Source organism: Flavobacterium riviphilum, assembly GCF_055231795.1.
Window position 1 is genome coordinate 257,191 of the sequence record NZ_JBUYSY010000003.1, and the last position, 18,208, is coordinate 275,398.

Genomic DNA, 18,208 nt, shown 5'->3' on the forward strand with positions numbered 1-18,208 from the left:
ATGGGAATTTCATGTTTCGTGCTAAAAAAGCATTTCCATTATTGTGCTTATATTGTAGTATTTATTCTATATCGTTTGATATATTTGTTTCTTTCAAAAGTAAAAAAGAGAACTGTACCTTATTAAAGCGTAGTGTTGTTACACAAGTAGAATTGCTTGTGAATAAAACATGTTGCTGCAAAAAATAAAATGTGAACTATGAAAATAGCTAAAAAAATTATTGGGATTCTACTATTGATTTTGCTGATCGTAATTGTAGCAATAGTGAGTTATGCTTTTTACACGAAGCCTACTTACGAAGGGACGATTTCTCTATCCAACATAGATCAAAAAACCACGGTTTATTTTGATGATTTTGGGGTGCCTCATATTTATGCCGAAAGTCAAAAGGATGCGATGGTAGCCTTAGGATATGTACATGCTCAAGATCGTTTGTGGCAAATGGAAGTCATGCGTCGAATAGCACCAGGGAGATTGTCGGAAATTTTTGGGAAGGTGACACTAGAGAATGATCTTTTTTTTGCGAGCCTTGGTATAGAAGAAGCCTCAGAACAAGCAATTCAGCGCTTGGACAAAAGCAGCCCAGAGTATGTATTAGCTACGGCATATCTTGACGGCATCAACCAATTTGTAGTGAAAGGGAAACTGCCATTAGAATTTACTATACTTGGGGTAAAGCAGCAAAAGTTTACCCTAAAAGATGTGTATAATATATTTGGTTATATGTCTTTTAGTTTTGCCATGGCCCAAAAAACGGATCCTTTGTTAACCGATATTAGAGACCAATTGGGAATGGAATACCTAAAGGATTTTGGTTTAGACGGAGCATTATGTACCACAAGAATCAAGAATGCAAAAAAGAGCAATAAGGACTTGTCAGCCATAGCAAAATCAGTTGCGGATTTGCTTGGTCAATCTCCGGTTCCTCCATTTATTGGAAGTAATAGTTGGGTAATTGCTCCAGAAAAGACCCAAAAGAATAAGGTAATTTTTGCCAACGATCCGCACATTGGCTTTTCGCAACCTGCAACCTGGTATGAAGCCCATATTGTTACCCCTGATTATGAAATGTACGGATACTATTTGGCCGGAACCCCCTATCCATTATTAGGTCATAATCGTAATTATGCATACGGTTTGACTATGTTTGAAAATGATGATATGGATTTGTATCAAGAAGAGAATCATCCCAACGACTCTAATAGGTATCGCACGCCAAACGGATATCGCAATTATGAAAGGCATTTCAAAACCATACAAGTTAAAGATTCCACGCCTATACCGCTGCATGTGAAAATTAGTCGACATGGTCCTGTTCTCAATAAGGTTTTAAAAGGGTTACAAACAACAAAACCAATAGCTCTTTCTTGGATTTATACCCAACAACCTATTCAAATTCTGAAAGCAGTGTATATGCTGTCACATGCTAAAAACAGTAACGATTTTCAAAAAGGAGTCTCTTTAATTGCTGCCCCTGGACTGAATGTCATGTATGGCGATGCGGTGGGTACTATCGCATGGTGGGCCACGGGTAAGTTATACAAACATCAACCAGGCGTCAATCCTAATTTTATTTTAAATGGTGCCACAGGAAAAGAGGATATACAAGAATATTTGGATTTTGACCAAAACCCGTCAGCTATGAATCCTGCATGGAATTATGTGTACTCAGCCAATAATCAACCGGAAGCTATTGATGGATTTTTGTATCCAGGGTATTACCTTCCCGAAGATAGAGCCAAACGTATAACGTCTCTTTTGGAAACTCGCCCTAAATGGGATAAACTTGCAGTAAGTAAAATGATAGTCGACAATACTTCTTCCACAGCGACCGAGGCATTGAAAGTAATGTTGCAATCGCTTCGTCCGAATACAATGACTAAAAATGAGAAAGAGAGCTTTGCACTACTTACATCTTGGAACGGTAGTAGTAATCTTAAGGATGTTGCGCCAACCATTTTCAATAAATGGCAGTACTGTATCTTGAAAAACACATTTGAAGACGAGTTAGGAACAGAAAAATTTAAAGTGTTTATAGAAACACACATCGGGAAACAAGTGGCCCGTAAAATTGTCTACCATTCAAATTCAATTTGGTGGGATAATGTGAAAACGAAAGGTGTTAAGGAATTACAAGCTTTTATTTTGCAACAATCATATCAAGAAGCAATAAAGGCTTTGGAACAACAATTAGGCAATAAGGTGGCCACATGGACTTGGAGCCAAGTACATACTTTAGAACACCAGCATCCTTTGGGCAAAGTCAAATTGCTGCGCCCTTTCTTTAATGTAGGACCTTTTGAGGTGTCAGGCAATAACGAAGTGATTAACAACATGATTTTTAGTCTCAACGAAACAGGTAAATACAACGTATCTGCAGGACCTTCTACAAGACGAATCATTGACTTTTCGGATATTGAAAACAGTTGGAGTATTTTGCCTACGGGACAATCAGGAAACCCAATGAGCAAACATTACAAAGATCAAGCGGAACTTTACAATGCTGGAAAATTCAGAAAAATGAAATTGAATAAAAAGGAAATAGTGGCTTCGTCCACACAATTGATATTTTCTACCACTAAAAATTAATATTTAAACACAACTAAACCGTTTTAATATGTAATTTTGCCCAACTTTTATATAGATATAATGCAAACTACTCAAAAAATTGCTATTGTTGGATCGGGTTTGGTAGGCTCATTATTAGCAATTTATTTGCGGAAATTTGGTCATGAAGTACACGTTTATGATCGAAGTCCCGACATTAGGAATATCGAATTCTCTGGACGCTCCATAAATTTGGCCATGTCAACTAGAGGTTGGCACGCCTTAGACACTGTAGGTGTTGGAGATGACGTGAGAGCCATTGCTATCCCGATGGATAAAAGGGCGATTCATTTGGTGGATAAGTTGAATTTTCAAAATTATGGACAAGAAGGCGAAGCTATCTACTCCATTTCTCGTGGCGCATTAAATCGAAAAATGATTGATTTGGCTGAAAAAGCTGGCGCGCATTTTTATTTCGAACAAAAAGTTTGGGATGTTTCATTAGAGGATGCAACTTTACACATCGGTGAATCGGAACGTGGGGCTTGGGACGAAAAAAAATATGACGTTGTTTTTGGTGCTGACGGTGCCTTTTCTAGAATTCGCCATCGCATGCAACGCCAAAGTATGTTCAACTATTCTCAAGAATTTTTAAATGTTGGCTACAAAGAATTAAACATTCCTCCAAATGCAGATGGATCACACAAATTAGATAAAAATTCCTTTCATATTTGGCCTCGCGGATCATTTATGTTAATCGCATTGCCAAATTTGGATGGTAGTTTTACTTGTACTTTGTTTATGCCTTTTGAAGGGGATAATGCTTTTGATGCTTTACAAACCAAAAAGGAAGTGGCTGCTTTTTTCGAGAAGAATTTTCCCGATGCCATAGAAGTAATTCCAAAACTTACCGAGGATTTTTTTAAAAACCCAACAAGTACTTTGGTTACCATGAAATGTTTTCCTTGGACTTATCAAAATACCGTAGCTCTTATTGGAGACGCTTGTCATGCGATTGTACCGTTTTACGGACAAGGAATGAATGCCGGATTTGAAGATATTACCGTTTTAAATGAATTGATGGTTCAATACGGCCAGGATTGGAAAGCGATTTTTAAAGCATACGAATTAGCTCGGAAACCAAATGCCGATGCTATAGCTGAGCTTTCTTATCGGAATTTTGTTGAAATGAGTACCAAAACCGCTGACGAGAAATTTCTCTTACAAAAGAGAATCGAAAAACATTTTTCCGACAAATATCCCGAAAAATGGATTCCATTGTACAGTCGAGTTACCTTTAGTAATCGTCCTTACACCGAAGCCCTGGCTATAGGTGATTTTCAAAACCAAATTATGGAGGAGATCATGCAAATGCCGAATATTCATCAAAAATGGGATAGTGTAGAAGTCGAAGCAAAAATGATACAATTACTAGAATCACAATAAAGGCATAAAGGTCCCAAATAGTTGAAATTACCACTATTTGGGACCTTTTTTATTCTCTATGTACTTTGTTGAAATCAAAGGCTGGACTGCAAATGGCCAAATATTCGCAAGCTTCATCAAAAGGATTCGAATATTGAACTCGAGTGTTCTTTTGAATATGAATGGATTGTCCTGCCTCTAAAATTACGGTTTCTCCTTCAATGATAAATTGTTTTTTACCTTTAATAATAAACGTGTATTCGTCAAACTCTGGAGTTTGAAAGGGCTCACTCCATTTAGGGGGCGCAATCATATGAGCAATAGATAAGGCGCTGTTTTGAGTCGTCGGAATTCCGTGGTGTTCTTTGATGATTTTTCCATCAGTTGTAGGAACAATAAAAGGGGATTTTTGTATAGTGTATTTTTTCATTGTTGTAAGGAATAGTTTGTGGAATAGCTTAATTTTTTTTATTTAAGGAAGTAATAATACTTTACTAGTGCTTTTTCCGTTTTCTAAATAATCATGAGCTTTTTTTCCTTCAGCTAATCGAAAACAAACAGGTTCAGCAACTGTAATAGCTCCATTTAAAATCCAATCAAATAATTGTGTTGATCTAGTGATTCGTTCTTCATGTGAATTGATATAGCTCCAAAGGTCTCCGCCAGTTAAGGTTTTGCTGGTGTCCATTAGCATTCTTGGATCTACTGGGGCGGGGTCGCCTCCGCTCATACCATAGAAAACTACGGTGCCACATTCTTTGGTGACTTCAAAACTTTGTTGTAAAGTCGAACCCACACTATCAAAAACTACATCTACTCCTTTACCAGAGGTAATTTCAAATAGTTTATCTTTCCAATTTTGGTTAAGAGGTATAGCATAATCAGCTTTATTATTTAAAATTACTACTAATTTACTTTCACTTCTAGACAATCCAATAACGGTAGCTCCTTTCATTTTGCATATCTGTGTGAGAAGTTGACCTACTCCTCCAGAAGCGGCATGAATTAATACGGTATCTTTATGGCTTATATGGTAACTGTCATTTGCAAGATATTGTGCCGTCAAACCTTGAAGCAATACTGTGGCAGCTAGTTCAAAACTTATCGTGTCTTGTAATGGTATAATATGAGCTTGTGGTACAATTACCAATTCAGCATTAGCAAAGGGAACATCGGTGAATGCTACACGGTCTCCAATTTTAACTGAAGGAACATTTGAGGCGACCACAATGCCAGCACCTTCATATCCTGCAATATAAGGGGGATTGCCTTTTAAGTGATAGTTGCCTTTTCTACGGTAAATGTCTGCGTAGTTTAATCCAATGGCTTTCATCTCAACGAGTACTTCCTGGTCTTTGAGGATTGGATTGGGGATTTCGATATATTCTAAAACATCAGAATTGCCGAATTTTGAAAATGTTAAGGCTTTCATGATTTAATGGTATGGTGTTTTTTTAAGGGATATAGTGGTTTTTTGAGCGTGTAAATGTATTGTAATTTTTGAATTCTTATAATTTAATTTTTTTAAAGTCTAATTCCCTTGATGGTTTTCAGGATGATTTTAATTTTTATTGCGAAGAGAAATGATTGGGATGGCACACAAAACGGATACCATAATTTTATGTGATATATAATAGTTTCTATATTTTAGAGTAAAGATTACTTTTTAAACATAAAATAAACGGCCAATACTAGAAACAGCATTCCCACCGCATGATTCCATTTGAAAGTTTCATTTTTGAAAAACAGCATCGAAAATATTACAAAGACAATTAGAGTAATCACTTCTTGTATGACTTTTAATTGCATTAAACTAAAGGGGCCGCCATTGCCTTGGTAGCCTATTTTGTTTGCGGGGACTTGAAAGAAATACTCAAACAAGGCCAATCCCCAGCTAATAAAAACAATGGTAACAAGTCCCGCGTTTTCGAACCATTTGAGTTCCTTAAACTTCAAATGCCCATACCATGCTAAAGTCATGAATATATTAGATAAAAGTAAAAGTCCAATAGTTATAACGCTTTTCATGGTTATTTTTTAAGCAATTTTGTTAGTATGCCAAAGGCTCCGCGAATGAAACTGGCGCTGGTGACTACTTTTAAGACTGATTTGGTAACTTCGTTTGCTGTACTCGAATCGGAATTTGATTTTTTATTAGCTTCTTGTTCCAGCGTTGTGGCTTGTTCTTGAGCAGCCTCGATTTTTTTATGCAACAACTCGTAGGCACTTTCTCGATCCAAAGTGTCTTGGTATTTCTTGACTAATTTAGAATTGGAGTTTATGGTTTCCAATTCTTCTTCCGTTAACACATCCATTCTACTCATAGGAGCACGCATCATGGTAGCAGCTAGAGGCGTAGGAATTCCTTTTTCGTTCAAAGCAGTTACTAAGGCTTCTCCAATTCCTAAACTGGTAAGTAGTGTTTCGGTGTCGTAAAACTCAGAGGTTGGATAGTTGTTTGCTGTTTGTTGAATGGCTTTTCTGTCATTGGCAGTAAAGGCTCTTAGGGCGTGTTGTATTTTTAATCCAAGTTGAGCAAGTACTCCACTTGGCACATCCATTGGGTTTTGAGTAATGAAATAGATACCAACGCCCTTAGAACGGATTAGTTTTATAATGGTCTCAATTTGATCCAAAAGGGTTTTGCTAGCTTCTTTAAAAAGTAAATGGGCTTCATCAATAAATACAACTAGTTCGGGTTGGTCTACATCTCCTTTTTCTGGCATTTGTTGGTAGATTTCTGCCAGTAAACTTAACATGAAAGTTGAAAATAATTTAGGCTTATCTTGTATGTCTGTCAGGCGCAAGATGTTGATGTATCCTTTTCCGTTGGGGTCTATTCGCATCAAATCATCGATTTCAAATGATTTTTCACCAAAAAACAAATCGGCTCCCTGTTGTTCTAATTCGATAATTTTTCTAAGAATTGTTCCTGTTGTGGCAGTGGAAATTTTTCCATAATCAGCGCTAATGGCTTCTTTTCCTTCATCGGTAATGTATTGAATAACTTTTTTGAAGTCTTTCAAGTCTAATAAAGGCATTTGGTGGTCGTCACAATATTTAAAAATAACCGAAATAACCCCAGCTTGCGTGTCGTTTAATTCCAAAATTCTAGAAAACAATACTGGGCCAAACTCTGAAACGGTAGCTCGCAATCGAACACCGTTTTGTTGCGAAAGACTGAGTAATTCGACAGGGAAACTTTCCGGTGTATAAGGTAGTCCAATTTTGGCATGGCGTTCTGTTATGAAGGTTTTTGCCTCACCAGCTTGGGCAATTCCGCTGAAATCACCCTTAATATCCATCATTAAAACAGGGATGCCTTTGGAGGATAATTGCTCAGATAGCACTTGGATGGTCTTTGTTTTGCCTGTTCCGGTAGCTCCTGCAACTAAACCGTGCCGATTCAACGTTTTTAACGGGATTTTTACCTGAACATCCGAAAGAGGCTCGTTCTCAAAAATAGCGCCTCCAATGATAATGTAATCGCCTTGAGTGGAATAACCAGCCGAAAGTGTAGATTTAAAGTCAGTTTTTTTTGTCATTTCGTCAATCGTTTTAACCCTGCAATATATTGCTTTTTTAGAAATAAATCGATGTAGTTTGTCTCCAAAAAAATGGGTTTTGTCATATTTTTGTAAGGGTCTAGTTTTTTTTAACGTATGGATTATTGTTGATGTATTTGCATTAAAGAAGTGTATTTTTTGAGATATATGTAAAATAAATACAACAAAAACGGTAATTATTTGATAAAAATATAACAATTATTCTTCACTGCTTACATAAGTTGTAGAAAATTCTATTTTTACTGCTAAAAAAATTTTTTTATTAAAGTGAAAGGTATAAATTTGCCTTTCTACAAGTTTATTATAACAAAATAAATTAATTAAAATTTTTAAATTCAAAAAAAATGGCAAACGTTAAAGCACAAAAGAAAGAAAGTAAAAGTACTTCAAAAAGCGGAGGTATGGTTTCAGGTATTATTATCGCATCTTGTATTTTCATAGGATGGTTAGTATGGAACTTTATTATGGGGGATGGATCAAACTTTGAAGGCGGAGTTAATACAGGTCACCCACTACCAGGAAACTATTTAGCAATGGTTTATAAAGGTGGAGCTGTAGTACCAGTATTGATGGGATTATTATTAATGACTATCGTGTTTTCTTTCGAAAGATTCATGTTTATTTCAAAAGCAGCTGGAAAAGGAAATTTAGATACTTTTATGGCTAAAATTCAAGCTGAAATTAAAGAAGGTAAAATTGACGAAGCTATCGTTACTTGTGACAAACAACAAGGTTCTGTGGCTAACTCAATTAGAGCTGCTTTAGTTAAATACCAAGACGTTAAAAAAGAAGGATTCAACAGTGAGCAAGCTGCTGAAACTATCCACAAAGAAATTGAAGAGGCTACTTCATTAGAAATGCCAATGTTAGAGAAAAACATGACTATCATTTCTGCTTTAGTATCTTTAGGAACTCTTGCTGGATTATTAGGAACAGTAACAGGTATGATTAAAGCGTTCGCGGCTCTTGCAACTGCTGGTTCTCCTGACTCTGCTGCACTTGCAAATGGTATCTCTGAAGCACTTATCAATACTGCTACAGGTATCTCTACTTCTGTAATTGCAATTATCTCTTACAACTTCTTTACTGCAAAAATTGACGAATTGACTTACTCTATCGATGAGGCTGGTACTACTATCGTTAATACTTACAGAAAATTTAGAGGTTCTTTAAAACAATAATTCATATTAATTGATTCGAGCCAATGAGCTCAAAAAATAATTGATTAATATAAAAAATTTAAAAAATGGCAGAATTAAATACTAAAGGTGGAAAAAAATCACCCGGGACGGATATGACCGCGATGTGTGATGTGGCCTTCCTTTTGCTTACATTCTTTATTTTGACTGCTACCGCTAAAGCACCTGAGGTTTTACCTGTGGATACGCCACAATCAACAGTAGAAAGTCCTTTGCCATCAGACAACTTGGCAATGATTACTATTGGAAAAGGAAAAGTGTTTTTTGATATAAAAGGTCGTGAGGTTCGTAAAAGAACGCTTGAGGCTATGGGAGCACAATACGGATTAGAGTTTTCAGAAGACGATAAGACTAATTTCGCGATTATGGACGGTTTTGGAGTGCCAATCCAAAACTTGAAGCAAATTATCAACATGAAATCTGAAGATAGAGTAAAAGCAAACCAACCTGGAATTCCGAAAGACTCGTTAGACAATCAATTGAAAGAATGGCTTTTAAAAGCAAGACGTGCTAACATTGATGTAAACGACAAAGAAATGCAAATTGCTATCAAAGGTGATGCAAAAGAGGAATATGCTACTATTAAGAAGATTATGGACATTTTGCAAGATCAGAAAGTAAATAATTTTAGTCTTATTACTAGTTTAAGAGGTAAATAATTATAAATTATAAAAAACACACTATAAATGGCTGAATTAAATACCGGTGGAGGTGGCGGCAAAAAAGGTAGTGCTAAAGTAAGAAGTAAAAAACAAAACTCTAAGGTAGATTTAACTGCCATGGTGGATTTGGCTTTCTTGCTCATCACTTTCTTCATGTTGACAACTACACTATCGAAACCCAAAGCAATGGACTTAGGGTTGCCAGATAAAGGGGATGATACCAAAAAGACTGAGGATATCAAAGTTGATGAAAATCGTACAATGACAATCTTAATAGGTGAGCAAGGTAAATTAGTTTCTTACATGGGGTTGATTAACTCTCCTCTAGTAGCACCTAAAACATTTGCTTACGGTAAAGAAGGTATTCGTCAAGAATTGTTGAAAAGAAGAGCCCAAGTATTGGAGTATTCTGCAGCAAAAGGAAAACCTAAGAATGGAATTATTGTTATTATCAAACCTACTCAAAAGTCTACCTATCGTAACTTAGTAGATATTCTTGATGAAATGGCAATTGTTGATGTAAAAACGTATGCTATTGTTAACGACTTTCTTCCAGAAGAAAAAAATTTGTTAGCAACTAAATAGTTCGCTATAAGTTGATAACCTAATATTTAGAAAAAAATGAAATTAGATCTATTAAAAAATCAATGGCTTGAGATCGTCTTTGAAGGGCGTAACAAACTATATGGTGCTTATGAATTAAGAAAATCTAATCGCAAAACTTCTGTAAGAGCACTTATTTTAGGTGCAGTTGTATTCAGTTTAGCAGTTAGTGCACCACTTATCGCAAGTTTGTTGCCTGATTCATCAGACGAAGAAGAAGTTCTTGACGTAAAGATTAAAACGGTTAAATTACCTCCTAAGAAACAAGAAGAGGTAAAACCAGATATTCCACCACCACCACCACCACCAAAAGTGGATCAAGTGAAGTTCGTGAAGCCTGTTGTGGCCAAAGCGGAAGAAGTTGTGGAAGAGATTGTAGAGGTGAAAGACCTTAAAGAGAAAAAAATTGGTTCTGAAACAATCAAGGGAGATCCAAATGCTGTATTGACTGTAGAAGAACCAGTAGGTACAGGACCAGTTTCTCAAGTGGTTGAGGAAGATAATACAGTTTACAACACTGCAGGTATCGAAGTAAAACCAGAATTCCCAGGAGGAATGGATAAATTCTACAAATTCGTAGGAAATAATTATCAAGCTCCTGAAGAAGAAGGGTTGAAAGGGAAAGTTTATGTTACTTTCGTTGTGGAAAAAGATGGTTCGTTAACAGATATCAAAGTACTTAGAGATATCGGATACGGAACAGGTAAAGAAGCAATTAGAGTACTTAAAAAATGCCCTAAATGGGTTCCTGGTGAACAAAATGGTAAAAAAGTAAGGGTATTGTACTCTTTACCAATTACTATTCAATCAGCAGAATAATGACAACGAATTTAGTTGATATTTTAAAGAAGAAATCGCCTAAAGAGCGATTTCTTCTCGTTATAGGCTTGTTGTTCTTTTTGTTGTATTTGTTTTTAGGCTTGGCCGTTATCTTTTGGAAAGATTTTCCTTTGGATATGGAATACAAATACCGTATTGCTCTAGGCGTTTTATTGGTGGTTTATGCCATAATACGTTTCTTTAGATTTTATCACTCAAATAAGTAAGATAATGAAATCACTTGATCCATATTTGTATTATCAATACGCATTTTTGAAACAAGTGAACACCTCTTGTCTAGTAATTAAAACAATTAATATCTGCAAATGAAAGGGTATAGTAGCTATATAGTAATGGTAGTAATGTTATTTTTAACTGCATGCAAATACGACAGAAATGAAGAAACTATTCTGAAAGGAAATGCCACCATTACGGTTGATGAAACGGTGTTGCCTTTAATCCAAGACCAAGTCGAAGTTTTCCAAAGTAAATATGATGCGAAGATTAAAGTTATTGCTAAGTCTGAAGCAGAAGTATTGAATGATTTGTATAATGGGACAACAGGTATTGCGATTTTAACTAGGAATTTAACGGAAAAAGAAAAAATTAACTTTTCTCAAAAGAAAATTATTCCTAAAATTACTAATTTTGCGACCGATGCTATTGCGTTTATTAATAATAAAGCTTCAAAAGATACTTTATTGTCTATAAACGATGTTGTAAAATTTTTGAAAGAAGGGAATAGTACGAAATTTAAAGGTTTAGTATTTGATAATCCTAATTCTAGTACGGTATCTTATTTAAAAGGTTTAGCTAATTTATCGTCATTGCCTGAGAAAAATATTTATTCCTTCAAATCGAATGCCGAGGTAATCAAGTTTGTTGCGGAAAACGATGGAATGATTGGTGTCATTGGAATGAATTGGTTAACACAACCTTCGCCCAACATGATCAAATATATTGATAAAATCAATATATTGAGTGTTAAAAGCATTCAATCGAAAAAGTATGTTTCTCCAAGTCAAAATGATATAGCTGAAAACACCTATCCTTTGGCACGGGATTTGTATGTTGTTAATTGTCAAGGTTATCAGGGACTAGGGATGGGTTTTGCTTCCTTTATTGCCGGTGATATTGGTCAAAGAATAGTTTTAAAATCTGGTTTGTACCCCGTAAGAACCCCAGGTAGAAAGTTTAACATTAGAAATGCTATTGAGAGTGATAATGGAAATGAAAAAGAATAATTACAAATTAATTGAAAACAAAATGAACAAACTGAAATTTTTTAGTATTGTGTTTTTAGGAGGCCTTACTTTTGCTTCGGCACAAGACATAGATCAAGCAAAAAAAGCTATTGATGCTGAGCAATTTGAAAAAGCAAAATCCATTTTAAAATCAGCATTACAAGCAAAAGGCACCAATGGGACTGCTTCATTTTTGTTAGGAAATGTGTACATGTTGCAAAAAGAAGCTGATTCTGCCAAAATTGCTTATCAAAAAGGATTGGCTGGAAGTGAAGGTGCTAAACTAAATAATATTGGATTAGGGCAATTGGATCTTGATGCTAATAACTTCACCGCTGCACAAACTAATTTTGATGTAGCCATTAAAGACGCAAAAAGAAAAGACGCAACGGTACCTACATATATAGCGAGAGCTTATATGAACGCCGCTAAACCTGATTTTAAAAAGGCAATTGCTGTTCTAGAAAAAGCGAAAAATGAAACTAATGCTAGCGCAGAGTTGATGTTGGCTTTAGGTGATGCTTATTTTGGGGATAACAAACAAAATGAAGCATATGCCGCGTATAGAAGTGCTTTTCAAATAGATCCTACGATGTTGCGTGCTAAAATGCAATTAGGGGTATTGTTAAAAGGTGCCAAGTCTTATGATTTAGCGATTAATTCTTTCAATGAAGTAATTGCCATAAACCCGAACTACGGACCAGTTTATAGAGAATTGGCTGAAACGTATTATAAATGGGGAAGAAATAAGCCTTCAAAAGCTACTGAAAACATGAAATTAGCTTTGGCTAATTATGATAAATACATGTCCTTAACGGATTACTCTTTAGCTTCTCGTATGAGAAGAGCAGATTTCTTGGTGTTGTTAAAAGATTGGCCAGAATTAGAGAAGGAAGCAAATAAAATGGTAGCTTCTGACAAAATTAATCCAAGAATTTACAGATACCTTGCCTATTCTGCTTTTGAAAACGGAAATGTAGATGTAGCGTTAAAATCTTTAGAGGATTTTATGAAAAATCCTAACAGTAAAATTATTGCTAAAGATTATGTGTATTTGGCTGAAATCAAATTGAAAAAAGCAATTTCTGCAGATGGATTAACGATGGATCCTGCCTTACATAGTGCGGCAATTGCAGATCTTAAAAAAGCAATTGAATTAGAGCCTCTAGTAACAGAAGATCTTAATGAAATTGGTAAAAAGTTATTTACTAAGAAGTTTTATAAAGAAGCTGCTCCTGTATTTGATTTAGGAACAAAAAATCCTGAAGATAAAAATTATCTGGATGACAATATTTATTACTCATTGGCTGTATATTACGGAAATAGTAAAAAAGATGTTAAGGCTAACTTAGATGAAATACAAACTGCAAATGTTGCTCTTGATAAGGTTGTAGTTGCTGCACCTTCTTACCAAGATGCCTTTTTGTACAAAGCGCGTTTAAGTCGTTTAGCTGAAAATGAAGAAATGATCATCAAAAATTATGAATCATATTTAGCAAAGTTGACGGAGAAGAATGAATTGGCTAATGCGAATCATAAAGCTAAAGTAATTGAAAGCTACAATAACCTTGCTGCAAGTTATGCTAATAAGGATAAAGCAAAAGCAATCGAGTTTTTTAATAAAACGTTAGCTGTGGATCCAACAAACGAGTATGCTACTAAATCTATTGCTACACTTAAGTAATTAGTGTTATACAGATAAGAAAAAGCGATAATCATAATAGGTTATCGCTTTTTTTTTGACTAATAGTTTACTGTCTTAAAGTGATTCTAGTACTGTTGTTCGTGGAGTGTAAGGGGGAGTATTTTTTTGAATGCTCTTTTCTGTAGTTGAATAACGAATCAAGTTTTGTTTTACCATCGCGATATTTGGTTTGGTCGAAGGTAAGGTGTAGTCGTAATTAGATGTTGCAAATCCTGAGGTTTAACAGTTTTAGTATTTGCAAGTATATTGGTTTTCCTTTGATGGTTTTTGATGTTTTATGTAAAGCTGTTGTGTTTTATTTTTTATGGAAGTATTTCAGTTGTAGTGTATTTCTAATGTAAAATCTAGGTTTTAGTAGTATCTTTGCAAAAATTATTTTGAATATGCTATCAAAAGAAGTACAGTTGGCTGTAGATAAAGGTGAGATGTTGCCACTAATGGAGGAGTTTTACACAATTCAAGGAGAAGGAGGGTATACTGGTACTGCTGCGTATTTCGTCCGTATAGGTGGTTGCGATGTTGGTTGTCATTGGTGTGATGTAAAAGAAAGTTGGAATGCTGAGTTACACCCGCCAACAAGTGTAGATGCTATTGTTCAAAATGCTATTCGATACGCAGATACCGTTGTAGTTACAGGTGGGGAGCCTCTAACCTGGGATATGTCCTATTTAACTTCTAAGTTGAAAAATGCTGGTTTAAAAGTGCATATTGAAACTTCGGGTGCTTATCCGCTTTCTGGAAGTTGGGATTGGATTTGTCTTTCGCCCAAAAAGAATAAACTACCCACACAAACTGTTTATGATAATGCTAATGAACTTAAAGTTATTATCTATAATAAACATGATTTTGTTTTTGCAGAAGAACAAGCTGCTAGGGTATCAGGCAATACCTTGTTGTTTCTTCAACCAGAGTGGAGTAGAAAGGAAGAAATGACGCCTTTAATTGTTGATTATGTTATGAATAATCCAAAATGGCGCGTGTCTTTGCAAACGCACAAATACTTAAATATTCCTTAAATACATTAATAAGGTGTGTTAATTTTTTTTTAATTATTTAACACTTTTGTTTTTTTGTTGAATATTCAGTTATTCTATTCCTATTTATTAAAAGTGTATTTTTTTTATCTATTTTTACCAAAATCAAAATTTATTACGAATTGATATTGGTTAAAATAATACTATGAAAAAAATCGTTTTCCTTTTCTTTTTTATCTTTTTTGTTGCAGTAACTAATGCGCAAGACATGGAAATGGCTTCTGATGATCTTATAGAATATGATCGTGTTGATCTAAGGCCAGAATTCCCGAATACATTTGCTAATTTTATGGATTATATTAGTAAAAACTTCAACTTGCCTGAGTATGATGGACCTACAGGAGTTATAAAAGTAGCCTTTATTATTGAGCCGAATGGTAAAATTTCTAACGTAAAAATTCTTAAGAATCTTGATCCAACTGCCTCAAATGAGATGAAAAAAGTCTTAGCCAAATGTCCAACATGGAAACCAGGAGAGCACAATGGAAAACCTGCAAGAGTGTTATTTGAGTTTTCAATAAAGCTTATAGGGAATAGTTAATGGAAATCATTTTGTTAATCTCTATTAGTTTCTTCTACTTCTTGAAATAAGACTGAGTTATTCTTCTAATCTTAGACAAGCCAAATAGTCGTAGTGATTTCCGTTTGCAACTAGTTCACAACTTAGTCCGCAAGAATTAGCTAGGTCTTTTAAAGTTTCAAAATCTAAGTACAGCCATGGAAATGGGGCTTCGGTTTCGTTTTTGTATTTAAGTGTAAAGGTTAATTCTCCGTAGTAATGCATCCCAGGAATCCAACGTCCACCATCTTCATCTTCGTCAAACATATAGATGATATCTGAAGAGTCAATCAGTATTTGACCGTTTTTGTTTAGTATTTTTTTTAGTTTATTCAAATACAGAGGTGTTTTGTCTAAGGTTTTAAAAATACCTGTACCATTCATCAGTAACAAGAGTGTGTCGTATTTTGTGGTTTCATCTAAATCCAAAACATCACAAAGTAGAGTATGTTTAACTCCTCTTGCGCTGCATGTAGTAAGCGCTTTTTCTGAAATATCAAGAGCTGTAACATCCAAAGATCTTTCTTTTTGAAGAAATAAGCTGTGACTTCCAGCTCCACATCCAATATCCAATGTTTTTCCTGTACAAGCTTCTAGCGCTTGTTGTTCAATTTTAGGCATTTCTTCAAAAGATCTAAATAAATAGGAAACTTCCATGATGTCTTCTTCGGATATAGAAGTCTCGGTATAAAGGTCTTCCGGCTCATTGTTGGTGAAGTAATCATGTATGGCTTGTCCAAAAAGGTCTTTCATATCGGTGGTTTTTGTGTATTAAAGTTTACTTTTGTATTTCATAATAAGGAAAGCCCATGAAGCCAGCTGTGTCGGCCCTACAAAAGTTAGCCAAAGATAAGCATATCGAAAACAAAAAGTATTTTGATAAGCTAAAAAAGAAGCCTCCAAAGAATTTGGATTATGAAATGCAAAAACTGCATGATAACGAGTTTAAATCAACAAATTGTTTGAATTGTGCCAATTGTTGTAAAACCACTGGACCTCTTTTTACTGCAGCCGATATTGAAAGAATTGCTAAATATTTGAAAGTGAAACCCCAGCGTTTTATCGAGCAGTATTTGAAAATTGATGAGGATAATGATTATGTTTTACAGCAATTACCTTGCTCTTTTTTGGATACGGATAATACTTGTTTTATTTATGAAGTCCGACCAAAAGCATGTAAAGAATTTCCGCATACCGATCGAAAAAAGTTTTATCAAATTACCGATATAACATTAAAAAATATACCTATATGTCCTGCTGTGTATAATATAGTAGAAGAAATGAAAAAGAAAATAACTTTGTAAGTTACTAGTTATATTAAATCCTATCCTATTTTGAATTTAGAGTATTTTATTGCCAAACGATTAATTGTTACTACCGATAGAAAAAGTACTATTTCTACTCCAATTGTTAATATAGCTATTGCTGCAATAGCTATAGGAGTCATTATGATGCTTGTTGCGGTGGCTACAGGACTTGGTCTGCAACAGAAAATAAGAGAAAAAATTGCGGCATTCAATGGGCATATACTGGTTACCAATTACGATAGTAATGAAGGAGAGGCTACTTTGGTTCCAATTCAGAAAAATAAAAATACAATTGCTTTTTTTAAGTCCTTTCCCGAAGTGGCACATGTTCAGGCTGTGGGAACCAAATCCGGTGTGATACGAACATCAACTGATTTTGAAGGTGTGGTCTTTAAAGGTGTGGGTGTAGATTATAATTGGAAATACATGAATGAATATCTCATTCAAGGACGTTTGCCTAATTTGGAAGGAGCAGTTGTTAATGAGGTGTTGATTTCTAAAATTATAGCAGATCGATTGCGGTTGCGCCTTGGAGATAGTTTTCATACTTATTTTATGAAGTCAAATGGGTATAATGTTCGTAATTTTAAAGTGGTTGGTATTTTTAGCTCAGGTTTTCAAGAATTTGATGAATCCATGATTTTTGGTGATCTAAGACATCTTCAGAAATTAAATAAGTGGCTGCCTTCTCAAGTGGGGGCTTTTGAAGTTTTTGTTAGTGATTTCGATAGGATAGATGAAATAGGAGCAACAATCTACGAAGGATTGCCTCCAACTTTGGATAGTAAGACTATTCATGAAAAGTATACCTATATTTTTGATTGGCTTAAATTGTTTGATATAAATATTGTGGTCATTATAGTGATAATGATTCTTGTGGCGACGATAAATATGGTTGTGGCTTTATTGGTGCTTATTCTTGAGAGAACACAATTGATAGGTATTCTCAAAGCTTTAGGGGCAAGTAGTTTTTCGGTGCGAAAGATATTTTTATATAATGCTCTATATTTAATTGCGCGTGGATTGTTTTGGGGGAACCTTATTGGGATAGCTTTGTTGGCGTGTCAATATTTCTTCAATATAGTGCAGCTTAATCCAGAGAATTATTATGTAGATCATGCTCCTGTCTGTTTCAATTGGGGGTATGTGTTGTTGATTAATCTTGTTACTACCTTGGTTTGCTTTTTGGTGTTATTGATTCCTTCTTTTATAATAACACGAATTTCACCAATTCGTGCTATTCGTTACCAGTAATTAGTTTTCTATTCGTTTGCGATTGGTTGTTTTTCTGTTCTCTTTTTACTGTTGTAATGGAGGTCTTTTTTTCTAAGACGCTAGTTTTATTGTTGATTAATGAGAATTAGTGTTGTTTGGTGTGTCATGGTTTCATTTCTCCTGTTCCTAGTCTTTGGAATCAATACAGTGTTTACTATACTATATATAAGTATAGATAGAGTATAGCTAGAGTATGGATAGAGTATAGAAAGGTAGTGTTTGATGTTACTTATAAATATAGAGTGGGTGTGTTGAAGGGGAGA

General features: G+C 35.0%; 18 protein-coding genes. 13 read left to right on the forward strand and 5 right to left on the reverse strand.

Features of this window, described 5'->3' with window-relative positions; translation table 11 throughout:
- Positions 1-198 precede the first annotated feature (198 nt).
- Both ACZIX2_RS05955 and ACZIX2_RS05960 read left to right on the forward strand, forming a co-directional pair.
- Positions 199-2,589, forward strand: a complete 2,391-nt coding sequence (locus ACZIX2_RS05955; protein WP_463339171.1) for a penicillin acylase family protein — start codon at positions 199-201, stop codon at positions 2,587-2,589.
- A gap of 60 nt (positions 2,590-2,649) precedes the next feature.
- Positions 2,650-3,993, forward strand: coding sequence for an FAD-dependent oxidoreductase (locus tag ACZIX2_RS05960; RefSeq protein ID WP_463339172.1), 1,344 nt, complete (start codon positions 2,650-2,652; stop codon positions 3,991-3,993).
- A gap of 49 nt (positions 3,994-4,042) precedes the next feature.
- Here ACZIX2_RS05960 and ACZIX2_RS05965 read toward each other — a convergent pair whose 3' ends face one another.
- The 4 genes from ACZIX2_RS05965 to ACZIX2_RS05980 form a co-directional block, all read right to left on the reverse strand.
- Positions 4,043-4,402, reverse strand: a complete 360-nt coding sequence (locus tag ACZIX2_RS05965) for a cupin domain-containing protein (RefSeq protein ID WP_463339173.1) — start codon at positions 4,400-4,402, stop codon at positions 4,043-4,045.
- Between the two features lie 42 nt (positions 4,403-4,444).
- Entirely contained in the window at positions 4,445-5,404 is a 960-nt protein-coding gene (locus ACZIX2_RS05970; RefSeq protein WP_463339174.1) for a quinone oxidoreductase family protein, read from the reverse strand.
- Positions 5,405-5,631: 227 nt separating this feature from the next.
- Positions 5,632-6,000 (reverse strand): DMT family protein, encoded by a 369-nt coding sequence (locus ACZIX2_RS05975; RefSeq protein WP_463339175.1) that lies wholly within the window; start codon positions 5,998-6,000, stop codon positions 5,632-5,634.
- Positions 6,001-6,002: 2 nt separating this feature from the next.
- Complete coding sequence (locus ACZIX2_RS05980; RefSeq protein WP_463339176.1) at positions 6,003-7,517, reverse strand: helicase HerA-like domain-containing protein; 1,515 nt, start codon at positions 7,515-7,517, stop codon at positions 6,003-6,005.
- Between the two features lie 365 nt (positions 7,518-7,882).
- Between ACZIX2_RS05980 and ACZIX2_RS05985 the strand changes: the two genes are divergently transcribed.
- The 9 genes from ACZIX2_RS05985 to ACZIX2_RS06025 all read left to right on the forward strand — a co-directional run bounded on the left by ACZIX2_RS05985 (position 7,883) and on the right by ACZIX2_RS06025 (position 15,345).
- Positions 7,883-8,719 carry a MotA/TolQ/ExbB proton channel family protein gene (locus ACZIX2_RS05985; RefSeq protein ID WP_463339177.1) on the forward strand — a complete coding sequence of 279 codons (837 nt, stop codon included), beginning with the start codon at positions 7,883-7,885 and terminating at the stop codon, positions 8,717-8,719.
- A gap of 65 nt (positions 8,720-8,784) precedes the next feature.
- Positions 8,785-9,396, forward strand: coding sequence for an ExbD/TolR family protein (locus tag ACZIX2_RS05990; protein WP_463339178.1), 612 nt, complete (start codon positions 8,785-8,787; stop codon positions 9,394-9,396).
- 27 nt (positions 9,397-9,423) lie between these two features.
- On the forward strand, positions 9,424-9,984 hold the full coding sequence (locus ACZIX2_RS05995; RefSeq protein WP_463339179.1) for an ExbD/TolR family protein: 561 nt from the start codon (positions 9,424-9,426) through the stop codon (positions 9,982-9,984).
- Positions 9,985-10,020: 36 nt separating this feature from the next.
- Positions 10,021-10,821, forward strand: coding sequence for an energy transducer TonB (locus ACZIX2_RS06000; RefSeq protein ID WP_463339180.1), 801 nt, complete (start codon positions 10,021-10,023; stop codon positions 10,819-10,821).
- Positions 10,821-11,048, forward strand: a complete 228-nt coding sequence (locus ACZIX2_RS06005) for a hypothetical protein (protein WP_463339181.1) — start codon at positions 10,821-10,823, stop codon at positions 11,046-11,048. The genes ACZIX2_RS06000 and ACZIX2_RS06005 overlap by 1 nt, the downstream gene beginning before the upstream one ends.
- Positions 11,049-11,147: 99 nt before the next feature.
- Positions 11,148-12,065: a PstS family phosphate ABC transporter substrate-binding protein gene (locus ACZIX2_RS06010; protein ID WP_463339182.1), complete on the forward strand. Its 918-nt coding sequence runs from the start codon at positions 11,148-11,150 to the stop codon at positions 12,063-12,065.
- A gap of 22 nt (positions 12,066-12,087) precedes the next feature.
- Entirely contained in the window at positions 12,088-13,749 is a 1,662-nt protein-coding gene (locus ACZIX2_RS06015) for a tetratricopeptide repeat protein (protein WP_463339183.1), read from the forward strand.
- Positions 13,750-14,153: 404 nt separating this feature from the next.
- Entirely contained in the window at positions 14,154-14,786 is a 633-nt protein-coding gene (locus tag ACZIX2_RS06020) for a 7-carboxy-7-deazaguanine synthase QueE (RefSeq protein WP_463339184.1), read from the forward strand.
- Between the two features lie 163 nt (positions 14,787-14,949).
- Positions 14,950-15,345, forward strand: a complete 396-nt coding sequence (locus ACZIX2_RS06025) for an energy transducer TonB (RefSeq protein WP_463339185.1) — start codon at positions 14,950-14,952, stop codon at positions 15,343-15,345.
- Positions 15,346-15,402: 57 nt separating this feature from the next.
- On the opposite strand, the gene ACZIX2_RS06030 is transcribed toward ACZIX2_RS06025, so the two are convergent.
- The gene (locus tag ACZIX2_RS06030; protein ID WP_463339186.1) at positions 15,403-16,116 is read right to left on the reverse strand and encodes an SAM-dependent methyltransferase; all 714 of its coding nucleotides are present in this window, start codon (positions 16,114-16,116) and stop codon (positions 15,403-15,405) included.
- A gap of 56 nt (positions 16,117-16,172) precedes the next feature.
- Between ACZIX2_RS06030 and ACZIX2_RS06035 the strand changes: the two genes are divergently transcribed.
- Together ACZIX2_RS06035 and ACZIX2_RS06040 are read left to right on the forward strand one after the other, a co-directional pair.
- Entirely contained in the window at positions 16,173-16,667 is a 495-nt protein-coding gene (locus tag ACZIX2_RS06035; protein ID WP_463339187.1) for a YkgJ family cysteine cluster protein, read from the forward strand.
- 30 nt (positions 16,668-16,697) lie between these two features.
- Positions 16,698-17,924 (forward strand): ABC transporter permease, encoded by a 1,227-nt coding sequence (locus tag ACZIX2_RS06040; RefSeq protein WP_463339188.1) that lies wholly within the window; start codon positions 16,698-16,700, stop codon positions 17,922-17,924.
- Positions 17,925-18,208 lie beyond the last annotated feature (284 nt).

Excerpts from the sequence above, each read along its gene's own strand:
- ACZIX2_RS05955 (WP_463339171.1), top strand. The coding sequence starts at position 199 with ATGAAAATAGCTAAAAAAATTATTGGGATTCTACTATTGATTTTGCTG.
- ACZIX2_RS05960 (WP_463339172.1), top strand. The coding sequence starts at position 2,650 with ATGCAAACTACTCAAAAAATTGCTATTGTTGGATCGGGTTTGGTAGGC.
- ACZIX2_RS05965 (WP_463339173.1), bottom strand. The coding sequence starts at position 4,402 with ATGAAAAAATACACTATACAAAAATCCCCTTTTATTGTTCCTACAACT.
- ACZIX2_RS05970 (WP_463339174.1), bottom strand. The coding sequence starts at position 5,404 with ATGAAAGCCTTAACATTTTCAAAATTCGGCAATTCTGATGTTTTAGAA.
- ACZIX2_RS05975 (WP_463339175.1), bottom strand. The coding sequence starts at position 6,000 with ATGAAAAGCGTTATAACTATTGGACTTTTACTTTTATCTAATATATTC.
- ACZIX2_RS05980 (WP_463339176.1), bottom strand. The coding sequence starts at position 7,517 with ATGACAAAAAAAACTGACTTTAAATCTACACTTTCGGCTGGTTATTCC.
- ACZIX2_RS05985 (WP_463339177.1), top strand. The coding sequence starts at position 7,883 with ATGGCAAACGTTAAAGCACAAAAGAAAGAAAGTAAAAGTACTTCAAAA.
- ACZIX2_RS05990 (WP_463339178.1), top strand. The coding sequence starts at position 8,785 with ATGGCAGAATTAAATACTAAAGGTGGAAAAAAATCACCCGGGACGGAT.
- ACZIX2_RS05995 (WP_463339179.1), top strand. The coding sequence starts at position 9,424 with ATGGCTGAATTAAATACCGGTGGAGGTGGCGGCAAAAAAGGTAGTGCT.
- ACZIX2_RS06000 (WP_463339180.1), top strand. The coding sequence starts at position 10,021 with ATGAAATTAGATCTATTAAAAAATCAATGGCTTGAGATCGTCTTTGAA.
- ACZIX2_RS06005 (WP_463339181.1), top strand. The coding sequence starts at position 10,821 with ATGACAACGAATTTAGTTGATATTTTAAAGAAGAAATCGCCTAAAGAG.
- ACZIX2_RS06010 (WP_463339182.1), top strand. The coding sequence starts at position 11,148 with ATGAAAGGGTATAGTAGCTATATAGTAATGGTAGTAATGTTATTTTTA.
- ACZIX2_RS06015 (WP_463339183.1), top strand. The coding sequence starts at position 12,088 with ATGAACAAACTGAAATTTTTTAGTATTGTGTTTTTAGGAGGCCTTACT.
- ACZIX2_RS06020 (WP_463339184.1), top strand. The coding sequence starts at position 14,154 with ATGCTATCAAAAGAAGTACAGTTGGCTGTAGATAAAGGTGAGATGTTG.
- ACZIX2_RS06025 (WP_463339185.1), top strand. The coding sequence starts at position 14,950 with ATGAAAAAAATCGTTTTCCTTTTCTTTTTTATCTTTTTTGTTGCAGTA.
- ACZIX2_RS06030 (WP_463339186.1), bottom strand. The coding sequence starts at position 16,116 with ATGAAAGACCTTTTTGGACAAGCCATACATGATTACTTCACCAACAAT.
- ACZIX2_RS06035 (WP_463339187.1), top strand. The coding sequence starts at position 16,173 with ATGAAGCCAGCTGTGTCGGCCCTACAAAAGTTAGCCAAAGATAAGCAT.